This is a genomic window from Pseudarthrobacter sp. WHRI 8279 (genome assembly GCF_040224115.2).
GTDB lineage: Bacteria > Actinomycetota > Actinomycetes > Actinomycetales > Micrococcaceae > Arthrobacter.
Genome location: NZ_CP168162.1, coordinates 1,138,434 through 1,160,918 on the forward strand (window position 1 = coordinate 1,138,434; position 22,485 = coordinate 1,160,918).

Consider the following 22,485-nt stretch of genomic DNA (forward strand, 5'->3'; position numbering starts at 1 on the left):
TGCGTTCCGCCGCGGACTTTAGTAACGTAACCAGAGTGCCCGTATCCCGTACTGAACGCCTCCTCAACCTGCTGATCGCACTCCTGAACACCCGCTATGGGTTGCGCCGCAGTGAGCTGCGCGAGAAGGTCTACCACGATTCTTCCGGCAATGACGTCGCCTTTGGGCGGATGTTCGAGCGGGACAAGAACGACCTGCGCCAGTTCGGGTTTGAGGTGGAAACCCTGACGGACATGGGGTGGAGCGAGGACGACCCCGCCACCACCCGCTACCGCATCGGCAAGGAATCCAACCGCCTTCCGGATGTCCAGTTGGGGCCGGACGAGTGGACTGTCCTCCTCCTGGCCTCGCAGCTGTGGGAGCGGGCTGCCCTTGGCAACGCAGCCCAGAGCGCCCTCCGGAAGCTGCAGGCGTCAGCACATCTGGGGGACGCCGCCCTGCCCGCCGCTGCCCTGCCCGCCGGCGTCCAGCCACGCATCAAGCCGGCAGGGCAGGCTTTCGATGACCTTGTTGCTGCCATGCACTCCCGGCACCCCGTCACCTTCACGTACCTTGCCGGCAGCACAGGCAATGAGGAAGAGCGGACAGTGGAGCCTTGGGGCCTGGGGAGCCGGTTTGGCCAGTGGTACCTGGTGGGCCACGACCGTGTCCGGGAAGCACCGCGGCACTTCCGTCTTTCCCGCATCACCAGTGCCGTCACAACCCTGGACAAGGAGCTGTACACGCCGCCGGCCGGTTTCAACATCCGCCGGGAATTGGACCGCCTCCCCGAACTGCCGCTCCGCACCGCCGTCGTGGACGTCCGCGAAGGGCGCCTCCTGGCTCTGCGCCGGCGGAGTTCCGGGGAGGGCAGTATGGCCGGCCGGCCGGAGGCAGGCTACGAGCGATTGTCCGTGCAGTACCGGGACGCCGAGGCGCTTGCCGAGGAACTCGCTTCCTATGGACCGGATGCCCTGGCGGTGGAACCTCGTGAACTGGTCTCTGCCGTCCTCCGCAGGCTGCGCGCCGCTGCGGCGTTCAGCTCCGAACCTGAGCCCGCTTACTCCCTCGGCGCTGCCCGCGCCGCCGCAGTCCGCAAGCGTACGTCCGAGGACCAGCTCAAACGGATGCTGCAGCTTGTGCCCTTCCTGGTGCACAACCAGGGCCTTCACATCCAGGACGTTGCGGACCGGTTCGGGATCACAAGGAAAGAGCTGGAGGACGATCTGCAGATCCTGATCTGCTCCGGCCTGCCGGAGGGATACCCGGACGATCTCCTGGACATCCAATGGGACGACGACCACGTTTACATCACCCAGGACCTGGATCTGACGAAACCGGTCCGCTTCACTGTGGAGGAAGCCTGCGCCCTCCTGGCCGGGCTGGAGACGCTGAACGGGCTGCCGGAAGTTGCTGAAGGCGGAGCACTGGAATCGGTGACCATGAAGCTGCTGGCGGCCGCTGGTGAGGAAGGCCTCCGGGCAGCTTCCCTGGCCGGCCCGGAAGTGGCCCCGGCTGACGCGGCCACGCACGCTACCGTCCGGCAGGCCATCGAATCCCGGTCCCAGCTTCGCCTGCGGTACCTTTCGCCCCAGCGGGACACCATTACGGAGCGCGACGTGGATCCGTTCCGCCTCTTTTCGCTGGACAACACCTGGTACTTCGAGGCGTATTGCCACCTGGTGCGCGGGTTCCGCAATTTCCGCCTGGACCGCGTCCAGGACGTCCATCCGAACGGTGCCCCCATCTCGGCGGACTTCACGCCGGCGGAAGGTGTGCCCGCCAGGCTTTTCACCGCGAACGACGACGACACCATCGTCACCGTCCAGCTCACCCGGCAGGGGAGGGGATTGGCCGACGACTACTATGCGGAACGCACCGCAGAACTTCCTGACGGCGGGCTGGTGGCCGAGATCCGGTTCGGCACTACGGAATGGCTGCCGATGTTCGTGGCCCAGCACGGCGGTTTTGCCAGGATCCTGGCACCGGTCGAGCTGGCGGAGGCATCCCGCAGCTGGTTGGCGGCAGCCCTGGCCAGGTACGGCGGCTAGACTTCTCAGCATGCCTTGGTGGTCTTGGATCCTGATATGGGTGGCGCTCGTTGCGCTCTCACTGCTCTTCTATGTCCTGTTGGGCATCCGCCTCTTCCGCCAGTTCATGGCGACCGTCAAGGATCTGGGGGCAGCCGGTGAGAAGCTGGGGCACCTGGGCCCCATGGATGCACCGGATGATTCAGACCCTGCGGCGCCCCCGCAAGGTGCGGCGGTTTTTGCCTCGCCCACGCTCATGCGACATGATTACGAGGCATCCAAGTCGTCCCGACGGGAAATGCGCCGCCTGCGGCGCGTGCAGCGCAAGAAAGACCGGGGCCAGCCGCAGGCACTCGGCGATCTGGACTTTACTTAGAAGTAAAATGTACTTAGACGAAAGGATTTCCCGTGGGAAGACTCTTTGATGGCCCCTGGCCCATCGTAATTATCATCGTTGTTGCCTTGCTTCTGTTTGCCGCTCCGAAACTTCCGGCCATGGCACGCAGCCTTGGACAGTCCATGCGGATCATCAAGTCCGAGGTCAAGGAAATGAAGAACGACGGCAAGCCCGACACCACCACCGACGCCTCAGGCCCGGTGGAAGGAACCATCGTTAACCACCCCAAGGCGAAGCCCGGCGAGCCGACCGACGGCACTGACGTTCCGCCGTCGAACCGCGCCTGACCCCCAGTGGCACTGTCGCGGGCCCGTAAAGCCAACCCCGAGGGGCGGATGGCTCTTTGGGACCACCTCAAGGAGCTGAAGAACCGGCTGATCAAGTCGGCCATCGGCGTCGTCATTGGCGGCATCGGAGGATGGATACTTTACGATCCGCTGCTGAAAGCCCTGGCCGATCCGGTCAACCGCATCTCCCAGCAGACGGGCGGGCTTTCGGCAATCAACTTTGGGACCATCGCCTCTCCCTTCGACTTCAAGCTGCAGATGTCGCTGCTGATTGGCGTGGTGATTTCCAGCCCGATCTGGATCTACCAGCTGTGGGCTTTCATCACACCGGGGCTGACCTCCAAGGAGCGCCGGTACACGCTGGGATACATGGCTGCCGCTGTGCCGCTGTTCCTTGCCGGCATCTGGGCGGGCTGGCTGGTGGTCCCTCAGGTGGTCCGGGCGCTCACGCAGTTCACCCCGGACGGTTCGTCCAGCGTCATTGACGCTCGAACCTATATAGAGTTCGTCACCCGGATGGTCCTGGTGCTGGGTATCGCCTTCCTGGTGCCGGTGGTGCTGGTGGGCATCAACATGGCCGGAGTCATTTCCGGGCAGACCATCCTCAAGGCATGGCGCATCACCGTCTTCCTGGTGTTCGTCCTTGCCGCCATTGCCGCTCCCGGCGCGGACGCCATTTCGATGTTCATGCTCGCGGGGCCGCTTCTGGTGCTGTTCTTTGCCGCAATCGGTGTTTGCCTGATGAACGACAAGCGCCGGGCGCGCCGTGAAGCCAAGCGGGCAGCCGAAACAGAGGCAACAGCAGACATCGCCACCCCGGGCAGTGAGCTGAAGAACCTCTAGGCGCCCGTTAGGCTTGGGGTATGTCCTCCAACACCGGGCCTTCTTCCTCTGGACCGTTCACTCCCGGAGCTCCTGACTTCGAAGAGCTTTCACCCGCCGAGCGGTACCAGGCCAGCGCCAAACGCAGGGCCGAGGCAGCGACATACCTCGGAGCCTTCATCCGCACGCTCGACTTCGAGCTCGACGACTTCCAGCGGCAGTCGTGCCAGTCCCTGCAGGAAGGCAGGGGAGTGCTGGTGGCGGCGCCCACCGGAGCCGGGAAGACCATCGTCGGTGAATTCGCCATCTACCTGGCGCTGGAGCGAGGCCTCAAGGCGTTCTACACCACGCCCATCAAGGCCCTCAGCAACCAGAAATTTACCGAGCTTTCCGAAAAGTACGGCGCCCGGAACGTTGGCCTCCTCACTGGCGACACAAGCATCAACGGCGACGCGCCCGTCGTCGTGATGACCACGGAAGTCCTTCGGAACATGCTGTACGCGGACTCCGCAACCCTCGATGACCTGGGCTATGTGGTGATGGACGAGGTCCACTACCTCGCCGACCGGTTCCGCGGTGCCGTCTGGGAGGAAGTCATCATCCACCTGCCGAGCGAAGTGCAGGTGGTGTCGCTCAGCGCCACCGTCTCCAACGCCGAGGAGTTCGGCGCCTGGCTGGACACCGTCCGCGGCGACACCGACATCATCGTCTCCGAGCACCGTCCCGTACCCCTCTGGCAGCACGTGATGGTGGGGCGCCAGGTCATGGATCTGTTCGCCGGGGAAACCACTTTCGATGAAATCGCCCCGCCGGTGGACGGGGACGGAACGCAGCCGGTCCCGTCCGCGGACAATACCAAGGGGCGTGGCTTCGACGTCAATCCGGACCTCCTCAAGGTGGCACGGAGCGAAATCCAGCAGAGCTTCCGCAGCCGCCAGGGCGGACCGGGCGGCCGCGGACAGCGCGGAAGGCGCGGCAACGACCGGCCGGGCCGGGGCGGCGACGAACGCGGTGTCCGTCCGGCCAGCCGGCCACAGGTCATCGCAAGCCTTGACCGCATGGACCTGCTGCCTGCCATCACCTTCATCTTTTCCAGGGCAGGCTGTGACGCTGCGGTGGCGCAGTGCGTGGGGTCCGGACTGTGGCTCACCACCGAGAAGGAACAGCGCATCATCACCCAGCGCGTTGACGAGGCCGGGCAGGACATTCCCCCGGATGACCTGGACGTCCTGGGCTTCTGGACCTGGCGTGACGGCCTGATCCGGGGCTTTGCGGCGCACCACGCCGGCATGCTCCCCACGTTCAAGGAAGTGGTGGAGAAACTTTTCGCCGACGGCCTGGTCAAGGCGGTTTTCGCGACGGAAACACTGGCACTGGGCGTCAATATGCCAGCCCGCTCCGTGGTGCTGGAAAAGCTGGACAAGTTCAACGGCGAAGCCCACGTGGACATCACCGCCGGCGAGTACACCCAGCTGACCGGCCGTGCCGGCCGCCGCGGCATCGACGTGGAGGGCCACGCGGTGGTGCTGTGGCAGCCCGGAACGGATCCGACGGCGGTCGCCGGCCTTGCGTCCCGGCGCACCTACCCCCTGAACTCTAGTTTCCGGCCCACCTATAACATGAGCATCAACCTGCTGGCGCAGTTCGGCCGGGCAAGGGCCCGCGAAATCCTTGAGTCCTCCTTTGCCCAGTTCCAGGCTGACCGTTCCGTTGTGGGCCTGGCCAGGCAGGTGCGCAGCCGGGAGGAGTCGCTGGCCGGGTACGCCAAGTCAATGACTTGCCATCTGGGTGACTTCACGGAGTACGCGCGGCTGCGCAGGGAACTGTCCGACGCCGAAAACGCCGGCTCCCGTACCAAGTCGCGCGTCCGGAAATCACTGAATGACGATTCCCTGGCGCGCCTGCTGCCGGGGGACGTTGTGGATGTTCCCGGCGGCAGGGCACCCGGCCCGGCAATCGTGCTGAGCTCGGACCACACCAGCCGGGAACCCCGGCCCGCCGTCCTGACGCTGGACAACCAGCTGCGCAGGATCGGGACCGACGACCTGGAGGGACCCATTTCTCCGCTGACGCGGATCCGCATTCCCAAGTCCTTCAACGCCAAAGTTCCCAAGTCCCGCCGGGACCTGGCGTCCTCGGCACGGAATGCGCTGCGCGAAAACCGGCCGCCTGCCCCGGGCAACAACCGCAACAACGACTTTGGCCTCGCAACCGCCCTGCCGAACCAGGAAAAACGCATTGCCGAGCTCCGCCGCGCCCTGCGGGCCCACCCGTGCCACGGCTGCAGCGAACGCGAAGACCATGCCCGCTGGTCCGAACGCTGGTGGAAGCTGCGCCGCGAAACCGACGGGCTGGTCCGCCAGATCCAGGGCAGGACCAACACCATCGCCAAGACCTTTGACCGCGTGTGTGATGTCCTTTCCACCTACGGGTACCTTGAACAGGCAGCGGACGGGCGGCTCTCCATCAGCCCCGACGGTCAGCGGCTCAGGCGGATCTACGGGGAAAAGGACCTGCTCATCTCCCAGTCGCTGCGACTGGGAGCGTTCGATGACCTGGACGCCGCCGAGATCGCGGCCCTCGCGAGCGTGCTGGTGTACCAGGCGAAACGCGAGGACCGGGGGCTGAGGCCGCGGATGCCCAGCATCTCCCTTGAGACGTCGGTGGATATCGTCGTCCGTGAATGGTCCGCCCTTGAGGATGTGGAAGAGGACAAGAAGCTTCCCCTGACCGGCGAACCTGAACTCGGGCTTGTCTGGCCTGTGTACAAGTGGGCCAAGGGCCGCCACCTGCAGGACGTCCTCAGCGGTACGGATCTGGCCGCGGGCGACTTCGTCCGCTGGGTCAAGCAAGTTGTCGACCTGCTGGACCAGCTCGCCAAAATCCCCGGCCTGGATCCTCGCCTGGCAAGGCTCTGCGCCGAAGCCATCTCGCTGATCCGCCGCGGTGTCGTGGCCTATTCCTCCGTCCTCTGATCACCCGTGCCGGCTGACCGCCGGCACCCCCCAACGCCAGGAGCATTTCCCGTATGTCCCAGCCTGAACAGCTGCCCGCCCCGCGGGCAAAAACGGTCCTTTACCGGAACGGATCCGTGTACACGGCCGCCGACCCCTTTGCCACGGCAATGGTGGTGGATGGGGGCACAGTGGCGTGGGTGGGATCCGAGCAGGCTGCCGCCTCCATCGCGGACAGCTCCATGGAAATCATCGATCTCCGCGGAGCCCTCGTTGCGCCAGGCTTCATGGACTCCCACATCCACCTGACGGAGACGGGGATTGCGCTGGACTCCCTTCAGCTGGGCGGAGTCCGGTCAGCCAGGGAGCTGCTGGACGCCGTGGCCGCAGTTCCCGGTGACGGCCCGGTCCTGGGCCACGGCTGGGACGAGACCACCTGGCCGGACAGCAGCCTCCCAACCGAAGGTGAACTTGAGCGTGCGGCAGCGGGACGTGCGGTGTACCTGTCCCGGGTGGACGTGCACTCCGCACTGATCTCCGGATCACTGGCCCATGCTGCCGGTGTCCGGCAGCTGGACGGGTTCGACGGCGGCGCCAGAGTCCGCCGCGCCGCGCATACGGCCGCCCGGCAGGCAACCCGGCGCCTCCCGCAAGAAGCATTGAAGCGTCACCAGGCCAGGGCACTGTCCGAAGCGGCAGCCAACGGTTACGTGGCGGTGGCGGAAATGGGGGCACCGCATATCGGCGGTGCGGAGGACCTGCGGCTTGCAGGAGCCTGGAACAGCGGGGCGGATGGAAGCGCAGGGGTTCCTGAAGTCCTGCCCTACTGGGGGGAACTGGCGTCCTCGGAAGAGCATGCCCGCAGCCTCCTGGACCAGTTCGGCTTTGCCGTGCGTGGGCTCGCAGGCGACCTGAACATTGACGGCTCCGTTGGTTCCCGGACCGCTGCCCTGCGGACCGGGTACAGCGATGCCCCTGACGAGCAGGGCAGCCTCTACCTGAGCGTGGAAGAAGCCGCGGCACATCTCGCCGCCTGTTCGCTTGTGGGAGTGCAGGGCGGTTTCCACGTCATTGGCGACGCCGGCCTGGACACCGCGCTGGCGGCACTGGAACTGGCCGCCAGGGAAGTGGGGGAGCAGCGGGTGCGTGCAGCCGGACACCGTTTTGAACACGTGGAAATGGTTGATCCAGCGGCCATCGAGGTGTTGTCCCGGTATGCCGTGACGGTCAGCGCCCAGCCGGCGTTCGACGCCGCCTGGGGAAACCCGGGAGGTCTCTATGAGCGGCGCCTGGGGGAGCGGAGCCGGTCCATGAACCCGTTTGCTTCGCTCTACGCAGCCGGCGTGCCCGTATGTTTCGGCAGTGACAGCCCCGTGACGCCACTGCGCCCCTGGTCCAGCGTCAGGGCGTGCCTGGAGCACCATAACGAAAGTGAACGGATTTCCGCCCGCGCGGCTTTCCTGGGCCACACCCGGGCGGGCTGGCGGGCAGCAAGGTACGCCGACCCCATGGCCGGCCAGCTCGTACCAGGCGCTCCCGCAAGCTTCGCTGTATGGGAAGTGGAGGAACTGATGGTCCAGGTTGCCGACGGCCGGGTCCAGTCCTGGAGCACCGACCCGCGGGCGCGCACGCCGCTGCTGCCTGCCCTGGATACCGGCACCGACCCCGTGTGCCTGCAGACGGTCCGCAACGGCGTCGAACTTTACGCAAGTCCGGCGCTGCGGTCCTGACCGGAGCGCGGCCGACCTATAATTGATAGTTGCGCCCTCCGCCGATCCGTTCGCAGCCGGGCGCACTGACCATTTCCCCCAGGAAAGGCCCCCTGTGCGCGTCCTCACCATCATTCCCACCTACAACGAACTGGAATCGCTGCCCAAGACCCTTCAGCGGCTTCGCACGGCAGTTCCGGCGTCGGATGTGCTGGTGGTGGATGACAACAGCCCTGACGGTACCGGGCAGCTCGCGGACGGCTTCGCCGCCGAGGATTCCCAGGTCCATGTCCTGCACCGGAAGGGCAAGGAAGGCCTCGGTGCGGCGTACATCGCCGGGTTCAGGTGGGGCCTAGACGCCGGTTACGACGTCCTCGTGGAAATGGACGCGGACGGTTCCCACCAGCCGGAGCAGCTTCCCCAGCTGCTGGAAGCTGTTGAGCAGGGCGCTGACCTTGCCATGGGTTCCCGCTGGGTTCCCGGCGGGAAGGTAGTTAACTGGCCGCTCTACCGCCAGGCCATTTCCCGGGTGGGAAGCACCTACGCCCGCCTGATGCTTGGGCTGAACATCAAGGACGTCACCGGCGGGTACCGTGCGTTCCGCAGGACAACGCTGGAAAAGCTCAACCTGGACCAGGTCGACTCCGTCGGCTACGGCTTCCAGGTGGACCTCGCCTTCCGCGTGGCCCGGATGGGGCTCCGCATCGAGGAACGTCCCATCACTTTTGTGGAGCGTGAACTTGGAGCCTCAAAGATGAGCGGCAACATCGTGGTGGAAGCCATGATCAACGTCACCAAGTGGGGTCTGCAGGCCCGCTGGAACACGCTGACCCGCAAGAAGGCAGCCGGCCAGCCCTAAGGCTGTACGCACCGCCGCCAGGGCGGACCGCTGAAACAGCAAAAAGGGAGCCGCCCCTGCACGAAGGTGCAGGGGCGGCTCCCTTTTGCTGTCAGGGCGACAGGCCGGAACCTTTACGCGGAGCGGCGCTCTCCGCGGCGTTCGCGCAGGATGGTCAGCCGGTCTTCGAGGATCTGCTCAAGCTCGGGGAGTGAGCGGCGTTCCAGGAGCATGTCCCAGTGCGTACGGACAGCTTTATCGTTGCTGGTGTCCGGCCGTTCGCCATCAACCAGGAGCGCTTCCTTGCCGGTCTTGGAAACCCAGACAGGCGGGATTTCTGCCTCTGAGGAGAAGGTGACGAAGACCTGCTCGCCGTCCTCGCACCGGTACTCGACACGCTGGCGCGGAGCCGGCTCTACTCCGGACTCGGTCTCCATGCTCTGTGCACCAAGGCGCATGCCCCGCAGGCTGCGATCGCTCATGATTTCTCCCTCTGGTCGGTTCGCGGTGTACAACACCGCTCTAGCCGGTGGCGGCAAAGCGCCGCCGGACTACTCTGTGCTCTGTGCTGCATCTTATGATTCAACGCATCGCGAAGCTCTGTTGTTCCAGCGGATCTGCTCCGGCCGGACAAATACACAATTATACCGGCAGCCCGCCAGAACAGCCAAAAGGAGGGACCCGCCGAAGCGGATCCCTCCCTCACAGCCGGTCAGGATGATGAATCCCGGGTGCTGTCCCTGTGCTTAGTGTTCGGACGCTTTCGCGCCGACTTCATCAAACAGCCCGCCGGCGGATTCCGGTGCGGTCCCGCCCAGGGCGCTGCCGATTCCCTTGAGCGCTTCGCCCACCTCACTGGGGATGATCCACAGCTTGTTGGAGGAGCCCTCCGCCAGCTTGGGCAGCGTCTGCAGGTACTGGTAGGCCAGCAGCTTCTGGTCCGGGTTGCCCTTGTGGATGGCGTCAAAGACTTTCTGGATGGCCTGCGCTTCGCCGTCGGCACGGAGGATGGCGGCTTTGGCGTCACCTTCAGCCGCAAGGATCGAGGCCTGGCGCTGGCCCTCAGCGGTCAAAATGGCCGACTGCTTGGTTCCTTCGGCAGTCAGGATGGCCGCGCGCCGGTCGCGCTCGGCGCGCATCTGCTTCTCCATTGAATCCTGGATGGAGTGGGGCGGATCGATGGCTTTGAGTTCCACCCGGGAAACCCGGATTCCCCACCGGCCGGTGGCTTCGTCCAGGACACCGCGAAGCTGGCCGTTGATCTGGTCGCGGGAGGTCAGTGCCTCCTCCAGGTTCAGTCCGCCCACCACGTTGCGCAGCGTGGTGGTGGTCAGTTGCTCCACGGCCTGGATGTAATTGGCGATTTCGTACGTTGCCGCGCGCGGATCAGTCACCTGGAAATAGACGACCGTGTCGATGGAGACCACCAGGTTGTCCTCGGTAATGACCGGTTGGGGCGGGAACGAAACCACCTGTTCACGAAGATCCAGCAGAGGCAAAAGCCGGTCAACGAAAGGTATCAGGATAGTCAGTCCGGGGTTCAGCGTCCGTTGATACTTGCCCAGCCGCTCAACAACGCCTGCGCGGGCCTGCGGGATGATCCTGACCGCACGGACCAGAACGATTATCACAAACACGATCAGGACCACCAGCACTATGGCCAGTGCGGCTCCTCCTGCGTTATCCATACATCTCCTTTTTCCCCAAGTGTTCAGGCTGTATCAGGACTTGCCGTCGGCGTCCGAGGCCGCTGAAACGACGGCGGTGGCGCCGTCTATCGCGGCTACGACTACTTTTTCTCCGGCGGGCAGGACCCCCGCCGCGGAGCGTGCACTCCAGATGTCCCCGCCGATTTTAACCAGGCCGCCGTCGGACGAGACGGACTCCATCACTACTGCCTGCTCGCCGATCAGGCGGTCGACGTTGGTCCGCTGCTCGGACGGCCCCTTCTTCAGGTGCGAGAGGGCCACAGGCCGGACAAACGCAATCATGAGGAGGGAGACGACGCAGAAAACCACGATCTGCAGCCAGGGATCAGCACCAGCGAAGTCCGCCACCAAGGCGGCGAGGGTACCTCCGCCGAGCATGATGAAAAAAAGGTCAAGGGTGATCATCTCGATCACTGCAAAAGCGAGGAAAGCCGAGAGCCACAGTGCCCACCAGTTTTCGCCCAACCATTCGAACATCGTGCTCCCCCTTCGCTACGGGAAGGCCCATTTTGGGCCCGCCAGTAACTGTCCTTCCATCGTAGTGCTGGCACCCGGCTTATGGGGGTTACTGCACTTTTGTGGGGGGATAGTGGCCAAGTCGTTACGCTGGCAGGGTTTACGCCGGCCGGAAGACTGTGAGCCGGAACCTTGCCTCGGAGTGGATGATCCCGGGGTGGTTTTCAAGGCGGCCGGCGATGTCGCTCCGCTCGAGGTGGTGCCCCGCCGGTCCCATGAAGGCAAGGTCTGTTGCCTCCTCGCGGGTAAGCGACAAGGGGAAGCCGATGTCGTGGGTTTCCGTCACCGTGAAGTGGGGGGCCATCGCCCCGGTCAGCCGGCTCTCCTTGTCCTCTTCGATGTGGAGCATGCCCGTGATGCCGGCAAGGGAGCCGAGGTGTCCTGCACGTGGTGTGACAACCACCAGGCGGCCTGTTGGTTTCAGGACGCGTGCGAACTCCGGCGCATTGCGCGGAGCGAAAATGACGGTAACGGCATCAACTGACGTGCCGGCCAACGGCAGTGGCTGCCACACGTCCCAGGCCAGGTTCAGCGCTTCACTGTTAAGCCGGGCAGCGCGCCGCAGGGCAAACTTGGAGATGTCCATGCCCACGGCTGCGACATCCCGGCCGTCTGCTGCCGCATGGTCCAGCAGGACCCGCAGGTAATGTCCGGTTCCGGTTCCGGAGTCCAGGACGACGGCGTGGTCCCTGGGCAGGCAGGGAACGACGGCGGCAGCTACAGCATCTGCGAGGGGCCGGTAGTGCCCGCTGCCCAGGAAGTTGAACCGGGCGTCCACCATCCCGGGGGTGTCAGCCTCGAAGGCGGTGCCCTTGCCCACAAGGAGGTTGTAGTAGCCCTGCCTGGCCGCATCGAAAGTGTGCCTGGAACCGCAGGCAAGGCGCGCCCGGTCCGCGGGGTCCGGCCCTTCCCGCTCCAGCGGCCGGGAGCATACGGGACACAGCAGCGGGAGGTCCGCGGGGGAAGGCATAGGCACTATCTTAGGGCTGTCCACCGGCTTCCAGGCTGGCAGGAGCAGTGGCCCTTGGTTGTGCACGGCTCTGCGTTGCCGGACCTGGATCAGGGGAGGGCGGTGGGGCCGTCGCCGAACCCGAGCCCCTCACGCGCTTTTGCTATTCCGGGCTCCGCCCACCGGGCGGCGTACTCGGCATTGCTGCTGAGCGAGCGCAACTGGGCACGGTCCACGTACAGCACGCCGTTCAGGTGGTCTGTCTCGTGCTGCACAATGCGGGCCTGCCAGCCTGCGAACTCCCTCTGCACGCGTGAGCCCTCCGGCACCTGGAATTCCAGCAGGACTCTTTCCGGCCGGGCAACCACTGCCTGCAGTCCGTTCAGGGAAAGGCAACCCTCGTAAAAGGACGCCAGTTCCGTGCCCACCGGGGTGTAGGTCGGGTTGAGGAGCGCCATGAATTCCAAGGGACTCCGCTTCCGCAGGGCAGCAGCCTCGGGGTCGACATCGAACTGGTCCTCCACGACGGCGATCTGGAGGGGTATGCCAAGCTGCGGTGCTGCCAGCCCCACACCAGGGGCCTCGTGCATCACCTGCCGCATGAGCGCGATGAGCCGGTCCAGCTCCTCGGGGGAAAGCTGGCCGTCAAAGGCGGCCGCGCGCTGGCGCAGGGCGGGATGCCCGGCTTGCACGATGGGCGGCAGTGCCCCGGCCGACAGGATCCGCTCCACGGTTTCCCTGATCTGTTCGTCGCTGAGGGTGGTCTCCGGCGGATTCTGGCTCATGAAGAAAAGCCTACTGGCGGCGGGAGATCCGGCCCGCCTGCCTGGGCTAGTGTCTTTCCCATGGCTGAACACCCTTCCCCGAGCACCCCTGCCCTGGACTGCGTCCTGGGTTTCCTCCGCGTCCTGGAATCAGGTGGAGGATCCGCTGGGATCCGGCCCTTCCTGGCGGAGGCCTTCGTGCTGGTCGAAGCGCCGCACCTGCTGGCGCCGGAAGGTTCCACCCGGACGCTGGCCGCTGTCCTTGCCGGTGCCGACCAGAGCGCGGAGGTGGTGGCAGGCCAGGCGTTCAACATCAGGCGCACCACCTGTGAAGGCGGGAGGGTGGCGGTGGAGGCGGACTGGTCGGCAACAGTCCTGATGGATTTGCCTTACTGGGACAGGGGAGAGACCATCCGCGCCAGGACGTCGTCGGTCTTCGAGGTCAGGGACGGCAGAATTGTGAGCCAGGACAGCTACGACTGCTATTTCCGGGGCGGTTCCTGACCGCCGCGCCTTCAGCGCAGGCCGCTGCTACTGCATGGTGAAGCGCCTGGCGGTCCACTGGTTTATGGCTGGAACCGAGGCAGCGCAGCCAATGGCCAGGTTTCGCAGCTGGAGGAAGGGTGCCGGCAGGGGACGGCCCAGCATCATATTGACCTCGGACTGGCGCCTGGCGATGACGGCGGCGCGCCACCGGCCGGCGTCGAACTCTTTCAGCTGTCCTTCAACTGGCTCTCCAGCCACACCCCTGCGAATCAGCGGCGACAGGGCGTGGGCAGCCATCCAGCCTAGATTCATGCCCTGGCCGCCGATTGGGCTGATCTCGTGCGCAGCGTCGCCGATCAGCAGCACCCGTCCCGCCACGGTGCGGCGGGCAAGCGTGGACCTTACGCTGAAAGCGCTCACCATGGTGTTCGTCTCCACATCGGGCAGGATGCCCGTACGCTGCAGCACCAGGCCGGCCAGCCGATCGGCGTCAGCCGCCTCCGCCGGCGTGCGGAGCCGTACCACCCACCGCCGCAGGCCGCCCGGCAGCGGAAAAGATTCAACGATTCCCCCTGCTTCAAGGAACAGGACAGCCGTCTGCCCCTGGTCGCCGGAATCAGCAAAATCGCCCATCAGGTAGTGGTCCGGATACGCCTTTGTGCGGACAGGCACGTCAAGCGCCTTCCGCAGCTGCGACCTCGCACCGTCTGCGGCAACCACAAAGGATGCGCGGAACTCCCGCTGACCTGCACCTCCGGCAGAAGGTTCGACGGCGACGGCGGCCCTTCCGCCGTCGTCGTACAGTCCTGTGACCCTCGCGCCCCTGACGATGGCTCCGCTGTCCAGGGCAAGGACGCGATCCTCCAGGAGCTGTTCGGTCCGGTGCTGGGGGAGGGCCAGCACAAAAGGAAAGGCCTCCGAAACGGCGTCGAAGGTCATGCTCGCCACCGTTTTCCCGCGGCTGACCGCAAGGCCTGTACGGATCGGCACGCCCTCCTGCACCATGGCGGCGGCCAGCTGTACCTGGTCCAGCGCGTTGAGGGCAGGCGGATGGATTCCGATGGCCCGGCTGTGGAGGTTCCGTTCAGTCCTCTGCTCGAGGACGCGGACCGAGATCCCCTCCTGGAGAAGGGACGCGGCCAGGTACAGTCCCACGGGACCGGCGCCAACGATCACCACGTCTGTGGCCATGTCAGTTTCCCTGGTATTCGAGGACCTGGTGGAAGGCGCTGCCGGTCCGGACCGCCCAGCCCGGGGGAGCGAGGGCCTTCAACTCCCCGTGCGTGTAGCTCCGGCGGATGGAGGTCAGCCCGTCCGCGCGGATGAACGAGTGGCGGAAAGGAAGGGCCGCAGCGCTGAACAGGGCGTAGGCGGCCGGGCTGCGGCGCAGATCGTTGTGCAGCGCCGCTTTCCGGGCGAGCAACTCTGAGTGTGCCAGCAGCTCCTGGAGTTGCCCGCCGCCAAGATGGTGCAGGACATGGTTCGAGATCACGAAGTCGTACTGCCGGCCCTCCTGCACAAGATCGGTGCTGTGGGCCTGCCGGAAACTGACGCCGGGCACGCCAGCCCTGCGGAGGGCGAAGGCGGCGGCGCGGGGATCCGGATCGATGCCCGTGATGAGCAGGGTGAGCCGGTCCCGTGCCGCCCAGCGCGCCAGCATGACGGCAAGGTCGCCGCCACCCGACCCGATATCCAGGACGGTTGCCGGCCGGGAAGTGGCAGCAAGGAACGGGCGCAGGTCCCGCACGTACAGCCGCCGCCATCCCGACAGCACCCGGTTCACCACGGCGAACTGCCGGTACGTGTTGTCCAGCGCCTCAGGGTCACAATCCGGCAGGTCCATGATCTCTGTGGCGCCGGCATCGCGCTGCCGCAGCAGGAAGTCCACGGGGTTCAGGCCACCGGAGCGTCCGCCGGTATCCGTTCCTGCCCCGTGTGCCCGGCCGGGATAACGCCTGGAGCCTGCCGGAGTTTGGTGAACAGTGCGGTTTCCACCGTGAGTCCTGGGCCGAACGCCATGGAGCAGATCCGTTCGTCGCCGGGTTCGGGGGCCTGCTCCAGGATGCGTTTGATGACAAACAGGACTGTTGCGCTGCTCATGTTGCCGTAGTTCCGGAGGATTTCGCGGGCCGGAACCAGTTGCTCCTCCGTCAGGCCGAGCCGCGACTCGACTTTGTCCAGGATGCTCCGGCCCCCGGGGTGGATGGCCCAGTGGCGGATGGATGAGTAGGGGAGTGCAGCCAGTCCAGGGTCCCGGGCCAGGAGCGGCTCCAGCGCCCCGACGATGTGGTCGTCAATGATATGCGGGACGTAATTGCCCAGGACCATTTCAAATCCGTTGTCGCCGATGTTCCATGCCATGGAGTCTTCACCGACGGGCGTGAGGACTGTTTCGAAATGGTCCAGTTGCAGCAGGGCGGTTTCCTCGGCACCTGGCCTGGCTGTCACGATGGCGGCCGCGGCACCGTCGGCGAACAGCGCCGATCCCATAATGGTGTCCGGATCGTTGGAGGTGCGCACGTGCAGCGAGCACAGTTCCGCACAGACAACCAGGACCACCGCGTTGGGGTCGGCCTCACAAAACAGCTTTGCGGCCCGGAGGGCTGGAAAGGCCGCATAACAGCCCATGAAGCCGAGGTGGTACCGCTGAACGGCGGGATCCAGGCCGAGTTCGCGCACGATCTTATAGTCCGGCCCGGGGTTGAAGAATCCGGTGCAGGAGACGGTCACCAGATGAGTTATGTCAAGTAAATCGAGTTCCGGGCAGGCTTCCACGGCGGCACGGGCGGCGGCGACGAACAGCTTGGTGGCCTCGCGGCCGAAGATTTCATTGCGCACTTTGGTGCTGGGATTCAGCAGCAGGCCGGTGGCGGCATCGTAGAACTGCGGGTCTTCAGCCTGGAAATCGTTGGTCATTTCCTCAACGGCAGTAAACCTGGTGTCAATGGCTGCAGCGTCGAAGCATGTGCCCACCAGGCGCGAGCCGAGCCGGGTCAGGCCGGGCTGCGCCGCAAAAACATCCCGGGCCTCGGACTGGATCAGCATCGTTTTCGGAACTGCGGTTTCAAGGGAACGCACGTAGACCGTCATTGGTTCATTCTTGGCGAGTGGCGGCATATTGGCAACGGTGTGCGACGCGCTGACCTGCAGACTTGCCTGTGCAGTTGTCAGCAGACTTGTCTCGGTGCGTGTCCGAACTGTGGAGGAATGCGGCCGCTTCTGCGCTCCTGCCTAAAACGCCGATAATCTACATTATGTAAAGTAATCGTTTGGAGCGGACCCCCGGCCCCTCCCTCTGCCTGGCCCCAGTACCCACGCTCCACACCTCTGTCCGGATGCGCCGCCCGCTAATGTTTTACCCTGACGCCCTTCACAGCAGGACACGGCCGCCAACGACTGCACCAGCAGGCGCCCATGGTGGCAACGTTCCGCCGTCGTCATGCCCACCAGTCCGCGAGCCTGCCAGCGGCCAGGTAGCACCAGCGTAGCCGGCCGATATTCCTGCCCCTACGCAGGGCACGTTCCAGGACTCAATAACCCGCCGCTTCCGCCGCTCCCCCGCGGGAGACGAGGACGGTGCTGCGGCCAGGATCGGGTGCGCCGGCGCGTTTCTAGAAAACCAGGGTCCGGGGGGTCACGGTGAGGTTGATCCCGGCATTCGGGCCCAGCAGATCCTTCGCAAATTCCGGAACAGCGATGTGTCCCCGCCAGCGGGCCGGCGTGTCGTCAACATCCCTGAGCTGGTCTTTGTCCTCGGGATTCCAGTCTCGGACAGCCGTTGAAATGCCACTGTTCCAGGCGGCCCATGCTTTGGGCAGCGGCCGGTCTCTGCCGGGAGGTTCAATATCGACCACCAGGGTGTCCTGCCAGTCCTCTGTTTGCTCCAAATGGTCGTCAAAGAAGAAATGTCCCTCCTTTTCCCTGATGGACATCAGCCGCAGCCTGAGCGCGTGGCGCAGCCGCGGCACTTCCCGGCCGCCCACCCGGGGCCGGGGTGCTTTCGAGGAAAGGAAAGTGGTCAGCAGCGGCAGCGGCGAGTCGATCGGGTCCCCTTCTTTCCAATGCTCAATCTGGACTGGACAGAAGTGCGCGGCGCTCTGTTCATGGACCATGACCGGCAGCCCCCGAATGGCCAGCCCCACATCAAGCTGGAACTCCACCTCCGGGGGTGCAGCTTTGCCAACGGTGAAGCCTGCCAGTTCGACCTCAATCTTGAGGTCGCCGAAGAGGAAGCGCTGGAGGTTCTGGTAGCCCTCCTCGGAATTGACGATGCCGTAGCGGCCGCTGTGGCTCCGGTGCACCACAGCCAGCGGCGCGCCGTGGACTGCGGCGTTGTCTATCTGGACCAGGCCATCGCTTCTTGCTCCTACCGCTTTCGACGAAAGGCCCAAGGCAACGTCATAATCGCCAGGATTCGAGCCGACAAGGCAGAACAGCTCATCCAGCGGGAACCCGTCGTCGGGCATCTGCGTTCCTACGAAGGCCTCGCGGGTCCGCGTCCGCCTGAGGGCTGGCGGAGTGAGGTAGTCATACATCCTGTCCGGCCCGAAGATGTTCGCCCCTTGAACGCCAAGGACGTCGCGGATCTTCTCCAGGAGGCCGAAACCGACGGCGAAACGGATTCCACCATGGGGTGTCGCATAGGTGAACACCCGTGCCACGTATCGTGCCCCGGCCGCAGGGTCGATGGTGCCCTCCTCGCCGGCAAGTGTTTCCGGTATGACCCGCTGCAGCAGCGAGCGGCAGATCAGGCCTCCCATTGAATGGGCCACCAGGAAGACCTTGGGGGCGCCGGTCCTATCAAGCACCAGCTTGATGAGCTCGAACAGATCCCGCGCGGCGTCCTCGAACGAGAAGCTCTCCCCCTCCTCGCCGAAGGTATCCGCGGAGTCATCGTAGAAACGGTGGATCCATACGGATGCCGGGTTTACGGAGCCGGAATCCACGCTGTTCAGGAAGGCCCACTGATCGCCATGGACCGGAACCTCGTACTTGTGGTCGGAAACAAGCCGCAGCATCGGGGACTCGAACTGGTGGAACTTGGCCCGTCCGTTTCCGTCGGCCCGCACGTGGACGGAGCCCTGGCTGAACCCGTAGAACGGATCATCAACGGCATTGTTGATGGCAGAGCCTGTCCCCGCGAATCCGCGCACATAAATCACCGGCAGCCTGCCATCATCGCCGGGGAACCCCATGTCATGTCCCTCCTACGCCACGAAAACAGATCCTTTTGAGTAAGAGGTGCTGTCCCCCTGTTCCGGGCAGTAGACCATTGCGGGCGTTACTGGCGCGTTACGGCTGTGCCGATTTCCTTGTATTCCCGGCCTCAGGCGGTGATAACGCGGCCGTAACGGCACCACAGTGTACTGGTCTGAAGTGACCCGCTTCCAAGGAGCCAGCCATGGATGACCGAGTAGCCGCGAAAAGCCAGCCAGCTGGTCCGCACTGTGACGTAAAGCCGCAGACGCGCCCGGTTCTGCCCCCGGATCTTTCGACCCGCAGGGAGCGCCTGATCCGCCTGCTGAGGCTCAAATGGGTCAACGGTACTGTGCTGCACTACTGGTTCCTGGATGCTCCGGTTCCACAAAAGGAAGCGGTCCGCAAGGCGTTCAAGGAATGGAAGGACCTCGGCATAGGCCTGGAATTCTCCGAAGTGGAAGACCGCAGTGAGGCCGAAGTACGCATCGCCTTTGACCAGGGCGATGGCTCGTGGTCCTACGTCGGGCGCGACGTCCTGGGGATCAGCGCCAACGAGCCCACCATGAATTTCGGCTGGGACCTCACCGACGACTACGGCCGCACCACTGCCCTCCACGAGATCGGCCACACCCTGGGCCTGCCGCACGAACACCAGAATCCTTTCTCCGGTATCGTCTGGGACGAAGCCAAAGTCTATGAATACTTTGGCGGCGCCCCCAACCACTGGCCGCAAGAGCAGACACTGCACAACGTTCTGCGGAAGATTGACGCCAGTGAAGTCGAGGGATCCTCGTGGGACCCTGATTCCGTCATGGAATACTGGTTCCCCGCCGGGCTGATCAAGGAACCTGCCCGTTTCCAGGCGGGGCTCAATCCGCCCGGAGGCCTGTCCCCCGCGGACAAGGAATGGGTGCGGAAATTCTTTCCTGCACTGCACCCCCAGCTTCCCGTTCTCCAACCCTTCCAATCGGTGCCGCTTGCGCTGGTTCCAGGCGGCCAGGCCGACTTTGCGCTGGAACCCCAGGCATCCCGCAAATATGAAATAAGCACATTTGGCGCGGCCGACACCGTTTTGGTCCTGTTCGAGGAAGTGCAGGGCGAGCTGCGCTTCGTCGCCGGAGACGACGACAGCGGGGAAGACCGGAACTCACGGGTGTCCGCCAAGCTCTTTCAAGGCAGGCGGTACGTTGTGCGGGTACGGCTCTACTGGGCCGGCGAGTCCGGACAGACCGCAATCATGCACTGGTGACCGGGCCAGCCATTCTTGCGCCAATATTTCGGAAACGCGAGCGAACTCCTGATTTTCCTCCAGCAAGATCAGATCACCTGAGAAGGACGCATCCCGCCAGGGAAAGCCAGCTCCAGGCAGCTTGGGGAGGCCGGGCCCAGCCCGGCCTTCCCCAGGCATTCAATTAAACCGGGAGGGGCCGAGCGCAACGATGCAAGAGCACAACTGGTCCGAACCGGCCGGGCCCGGCGACCATCCGGATGCCCCCTCCACAGGCCTGCTCATCATCCGCACCTGGCATGAGCCGGGCCATCCCCAGGGCTTCAGGGCACGAATTACCTACTCCCAGAAATCCGGTAGCCGACAGGAAACGGTTGCCACCGCGGACCCAGCCGAGGTACTAAAAGTGGTTAAGCGCTGGCTGGCCACCCAGCCAGGAGTCACCGGCCGAAACTAGGCGTTCCTTAACCAGGTTCTGCTGCCGTTCAAGGACGACAGCCAGGAGCTCCCTGACCGGTTCCGCAGGCAATAACCCCATGTCTTCCTGCAGCTGCTCCCGGTAGCGCTCATAGGCCCGCAGCGCGGCCGCGGGATTGCCTCGCCGCAGTTCGGCCCGGATCAGGAGGGCGACGGCATTCTCATAAAGCGGTTCTATGCCCACCGCAGCCTCAGCGGCCTCCCCTGCCGTCCCGCAGTCGCCCAGGGCGAGCGACCGCGCGGCAATATCCGTGAAGATCCGCAATCGGTCCTGCTGCAGGTGGCTCTGTTCAAACACCACCCAGTCCTCATACCAGCCGGGAAGCAGTTGCGCGTCACGCAATTCGTCCATCAGAGAGGCGGCCCCAGCGCCGAAACCCGCCTGCCCCAGCGCCCGCGCCTGTGCCCGGACCCGGTTCAAATCGACATCAACCTGGTCGTTCAGGGACAGCAACCTGCCTTCGTTGACGATCAGGCCAGGCACCTGGCGCGATGTTAAGTGGACGCTGACCCTCAGGCTTTCCAGGGCTTTCGAATCCGGGTACTCGGGCCACAGCAGTCCTACCAGATAGCTGCGAAGGCGTGGGCCCTTTATGGCCAACGCGGCGATGAGCCGCTGCTGCCGTGTTGCGACGCGGACGACAACGCCGTCATGGCGTAGGCACCAGGACCCGAGCAGGTCCAGTGTTATTTCTCCATAGCCGTCGTCGTCCATGGGAACCTGATTTCGGTACAACTAAATGTGGTGGATCAGTAGAACTGAGGATCCACAATTCGATTGCCCTTGTCAATGCATTCTGTCCCCTTTTTCCAAGAGGAGAGGCCACTATCGGTAGGGCTTCGGCGGGCTGCCAGGGCAACAGCACGGGATGCACGCAAAAGCATGGGCAGAGTCAGCGCGAGGACCCGATCCCGGCCCCTACCAGCGCCCCGACTCCCAGGCCCAGCGCAAAACCGAGGAATGGGCTGTCGAAGACCGCCAATCCAAGCGTTATGCCCACAGCAGCGCCGAGCAGCGAACAAATCCAGAGCGGCTTATTCACATGTCTCCCACTGTCATTGCTGCACCGGCGGCGTCACCCGGCATAGGCCCTTTGCAGTTCCGCGATATCCAGCTTTTGCATGCCCAGCATTGCCTGCATGGCACGATGCGAGCCGTGGGGGTCCGGGCCGGCGATCAACGAGGGCAGGATCGCGGGAACTATCTGCCAGGACACTCCAAAGCGGTCCTTCAACCAGCCGCACTGGCTTTCAGTGCCGCCGTCGGTCAGCGCCGCCCAGTACCGGTCCACTGCGGATTGGTCCTCGCAGTCCACCACAAACGAGACCGCTTCCGTGAAGCTGGAGCCCCTGGCGCCGTTCAGTGCCGTGAACCCTCGCCCTTCCAGTTCAAAGTCGACGGCGATTGCCTCACCGGCGGCCCCAGGTCCGCCCTCGCCGAAGCGCGAAACATTAATGATCCGTGAGTCGTCGAAAACGGACGTATAGAACTGCGCCGCTTCTTCCGCCTGGTTCTCGAACCACAGGCAGGTCCCAATTTTCCGTGGCATACGTGGCTCCCTCCCGGCTCGAGCCTAATGCCGTGATCCACCCCGCACAACGGCTGGCATTAGGCTCGAATCCATGAGTTCCCACACCGTGAAATCTCCACAACCGCCCGCACTCCCCCTTCTGCTGGGAGCCGCAGCAGCGGATGCAGTCCTGATCACGGTGTTTGCCGCCGTGGGACGCGACGCACACCAGCGCGGCGACATCCTGACCGGCGTGCTGCTGACGGCATGGCCGTTCCTGGCCGGCGCGGCCCTTGGTTGGTTGGTGGCCAGGGCATGGCGTGATCCGCTCTCGGTGCGCCGGGCAGGGCTTGCCGTCTGGCTCGGCAGCGTCGCGGGCGGGATGGTTCTGAGGGCCGTGACTGGGCAGACTGTAGTGCTCCCGTTCGTCATTGTTGCGTTGCTCACCCTGGGGCTCCTGCTGGTTGGCTACCGCCTTCTGCTTGCAGGCGTGAGGCGACGCGGCCGTGTTGCGGCACGCGACCGGCCTAATGCCTGACCTGTGCCGGTCCCGAGGCTTGGTGGATGTAATAGGCTGGCAGCAGAAGTCTGCCGGGCATTCCCACGGCGCAACAGATCCGAAAGGGTTCA

General features: G+C 64.7%; 21 protein-coding genes. 10 read left to right on the forward strand and 11 right to left on the reverse strand.

The window, feature by feature from the left end; genetic code table 11:
* The first annotated feature begins 35 nt into the window (after window positions 1-35).
* The 7 genes from ABRP28_RS05075 (at window position 36) to ABRP28_RS05105 (ending at window position 9,037) form a co-directional block, all read left to right on the forward strand.
* Complete coding sequence (locus ABRP28_RS05075; protein ID WP_350003292.1) at window positions 36-2,030, forward strand: WYL domain-containing protein; 1,995 nt, start codon at window positions 36-38, stop codon at window positions 2,028-2,030.
* A gap of 10 nt (window positions 2,031-2,040) precedes the next feature.
* Window positions 2,041-2,385, forward strand: coding sequence for a hypothetical protein (locus ABRP28_RS05080; RefSeq protein WP_350003290.1), 345 nt, complete (start codon window positions 2,041-2,043; stop codon window positions 2,383-2,385).
* A gap of 32 nt (window positions 2,386-2,417) precedes the next feature.
* Window positions 2,418-2,693 carry a Sec-independent protein translocase subunit TatA gene (gene tatA / locus ABRP28_RS05085; protein ID WP_350003289.1) on the forward strand — a complete coding sequence of 92 codons (276 nt, stop codon included), beginning with the start codon at window positions 2,418-2,420 and terminating at the stop codon, window positions 2,691-2,693.
* Between the two features lie 48 nt (window positions 2,694-2,741).
* Entirely contained in the window at window positions 2,742-3,536 is a 795-nt protein-coding gene (gene tatC / locus ABRP28_RS05090; protein WP_350003287.1) for a twin-arginine translocase subunit TatC, read from the forward strand.
* A 20-nt stretch (window positions 3,537-3,556) separates the two neighbouring features.
* Window positions 3,557-6,490, forward strand: a complete 2,934-nt coding sequence (locus ABRP28_RS05095) for a DEAD/DEAH box helicase (RefSeq protein WP_350003285.1) — start codon at window positions 3,557-3,559, stop codon at window positions 6,488-6,490.
* Between the two features lie 53 nt (window positions 6,491-6,543).
* On the forward strand, window positions 6,544-8,199 hold the full coding sequence (locus tag ABRP28_RS05100) for an amidohydrolase family protein (RefSeq protein ID WP_350003283.1): 1,656 nt from the start codon (window positions 6,544-6,546) through the stop codon (window positions 8,197-8,199).
* A 94-nt stretch (window positions 8,200-8,293) separates the two neighbouring features.
* Window positions 8,294-9,037: a polyprenol monophosphomannose synthase gene (locus tag ABRP28_RS05105; protein ID WP_350003281.1), complete on the forward strand. Its 744-nt coding sequence runs from the start codon at window positions 8,294-8,296 to the stop codon at window positions 9,035-9,037.
* 113 nt (window positions 9,038-9,150) lie between these two features.
* On the opposite strand, the gene ABRP28_RS05110 is transcribed toward ABRP28_RS05105, so the two are convergent.
* The 5 genes from ABRP28_RS05110 to ABRP28_RS05130 form a co-directional block, all read right to left on the reverse strand.
* A complete protein-coding gene (locus ABRP28_RS05110) occupies window positions 9,151-9,498 on the reverse strand; it encodes an RNA polymerase-binding protein RbpA (protein WP_013600997.1) in 348 nt (115 codons plus the stop codon).
* 264 nt (window positions 9,499-9,762) lie between these two features.
* Window positions 9,763-10,704, reverse strand: coding sequence for an SPFH domain-containing protein (locus ABRP28_RS05115; protein WP_350003279.1), 942 nt, complete (start codon window positions 10,702-10,704; stop codon window positions 9,763-9,765).
* Between the two features lie 33 nt (window positions 10,705-10,737).
* Window positions 10,738-11,202, reverse strand: a complete 465-nt coding sequence (locus ABRP28_RS05120; protein WP_350003277.1) for an NfeD family protein — start codon at window positions 11,200-11,202, stop codon at window positions 10,738-10,740.
* A gap of 139 nt (window positions 11,203-11,341) precedes the next feature.
* Complete coding sequence (locus ABRP28_RS05125; protein ID WP_350003275.1) at window positions 11,342-12,211, reverse strand: putative RNA methyltransferase; 870 nt, start codon at window positions 12,209-12,211, stop codon at window positions 11,342-11,344.
* Between the two features lie 89 nt (window positions 12,212-12,300).
* The gene (locus tag ABRP28_RS05130; RefSeq protein WP_350003274.1) at window positions 12,301-12,975 is read right to left on the reverse strand and encodes a peptide deformylase; all 675 of its coding nucleotides are present in this window, start codon (window positions 12,973-12,975) and stop codon (window positions 12,301-12,303) included.
* A gap of 60 nt (window positions 12,976-13,035) precedes the next feature.
* On the opposite strand from ABRP28_RS05130, the gene ABRP28_RS05135 reads away from it, so the two are divergent.
* Window positions 13,036-13,458 (forward strand): nuclear transport factor 2 family protein, encoded by a 423-nt coding sequence (locus ABRP28_RS05135; protein ID WP_350003272.1) that lies wholly within the window; start codon window positions 13,036-13,038, stop codon window positions 13,456-13,458.
* A 27-nt stretch (window positions 13,459-13,485) separates the two neighbouring features.
* Here ABRP28_RS05135 and ABRP28_RS05140 read toward each other — a convergent pair whose 3' ends face one another.
* The 4 genes from ABRP28_RS05140 to ABRP28_RS05155 all read right to left on the reverse strand — a co-directional run bounded on the left by ABRP28_RS05140 (window position 13,486) and on the right by ABRP28_RS05155 (window position 18,635).
* Window positions 13,486-14,631, reverse strand: a complete 1,146-nt coding sequence (locus tag ABRP28_RS05140; RefSeq protein WP_350003270.1) for an NAD(P)/FAD-dependent oxidoreductase — start codon at window positions 14,629-14,631, stop codon at window positions 13,486-13,488.
* Window position 14,632: 1 nt separating this feature from the next.
* Window positions 14,633-15,328 carry a methyltransferase domain-containing protein gene (locus ABRP28_RS05145; protein WP_350003269.1) on the reverse strand — a complete coding sequence of 232 codons (696 nt, stop codon included), beginning with the start codon at window positions 15,326-15,328 and terminating at the stop codon, window positions 14,633-14,635.
* A gap of 5 nt (window positions 15,329-15,333) precedes the next feature.
* Entirely contained in the window at window positions 15,334-16,530 is a 1,197-nt protein-coding gene (locus ABRP28_RS05150) for a type III polyketide synthase (protein WP_350003267.1), read from the reverse strand.
* Between the two features lie 521 nt (window positions 16,531-17,051).
* Window positions 17,052-18,635 carry a hypothetical protein gene (locus ABRP28_RS05155; protein WP_350003265.1) on the reverse strand — a complete coding sequence of 528 codons (1,584 nt, stop codon included), beginning with the start codon at window positions 18,633-18,635 and terminating at the stop codon, window positions 17,052-17,054.
* 206 nt (window positions 18,636-18,841) lie between these two features.
* Here ABRP28_RS05155 and ABRP28_RS05160 point away from each other — a divergent pair, with 206 nt between their 5' ends.
* Window positions 18,842-19,888 (forward strand): M12 family metallopeptidase, encoded by a 1,047-nt coding sequence (locus tag ABRP28_RS05160; protein ID WP_350003264.1) that lies wholly within the window; start codon window positions 18,842-18,844, stop codon window positions 19,886-19,888.
* 379 nt (window positions 19,889-20,267) lie between these two features.
* On the opposite strand, the gene ABRP28_RS05165 is transcribed toward ABRP28_RS05160, so the two are convergent.
* Window positions 20,268-21,059 carry a BTAD domain-containing putative transcriptional regulator gene (locus ABRP28_RS05165; RefSeq protein WP_350003262.1) on the reverse strand — a complete coding sequence of 264 codons (792 nt, stop codon included), beginning with the start codon at window positions 21,057-21,059 and terminating at the stop codon, window positions 20,268-20,270.
* Window positions 21,060-21,420: 361 nt separating this feature from the next.
* A complete protein-coding gene (locus ABRP28_RS05170) occupies window positions 21,421-21,894 on the reverse strand; it encodes a VOC family protein (RefSeq protein ID WP_350003260.1) in 474 nt (157 codons plus the stop codon).
* A gap of 73 nt (window positions 21,895-21,967) precedes the next feature.
* Between ABRP28_RS05170 and ABRP28_RS05175 the strand changes: the two genes are divergently transcribed.
* Window positions 21,968-22,393 carry a DUF3054 domain-containing protein gene (locus ABRP28_RS05175; RefSeq protein WP_350003259.1) on the forward strand — a complete coding sequence of 142 codons (426 nt, stop codon included), beginning with the start codon at window positions 21,968-21,970 and terminating at the stop codon, window positions 22,391-22,393.
* Window positions 22,394-22,485 lie beyond the last annotated feature (92 nt).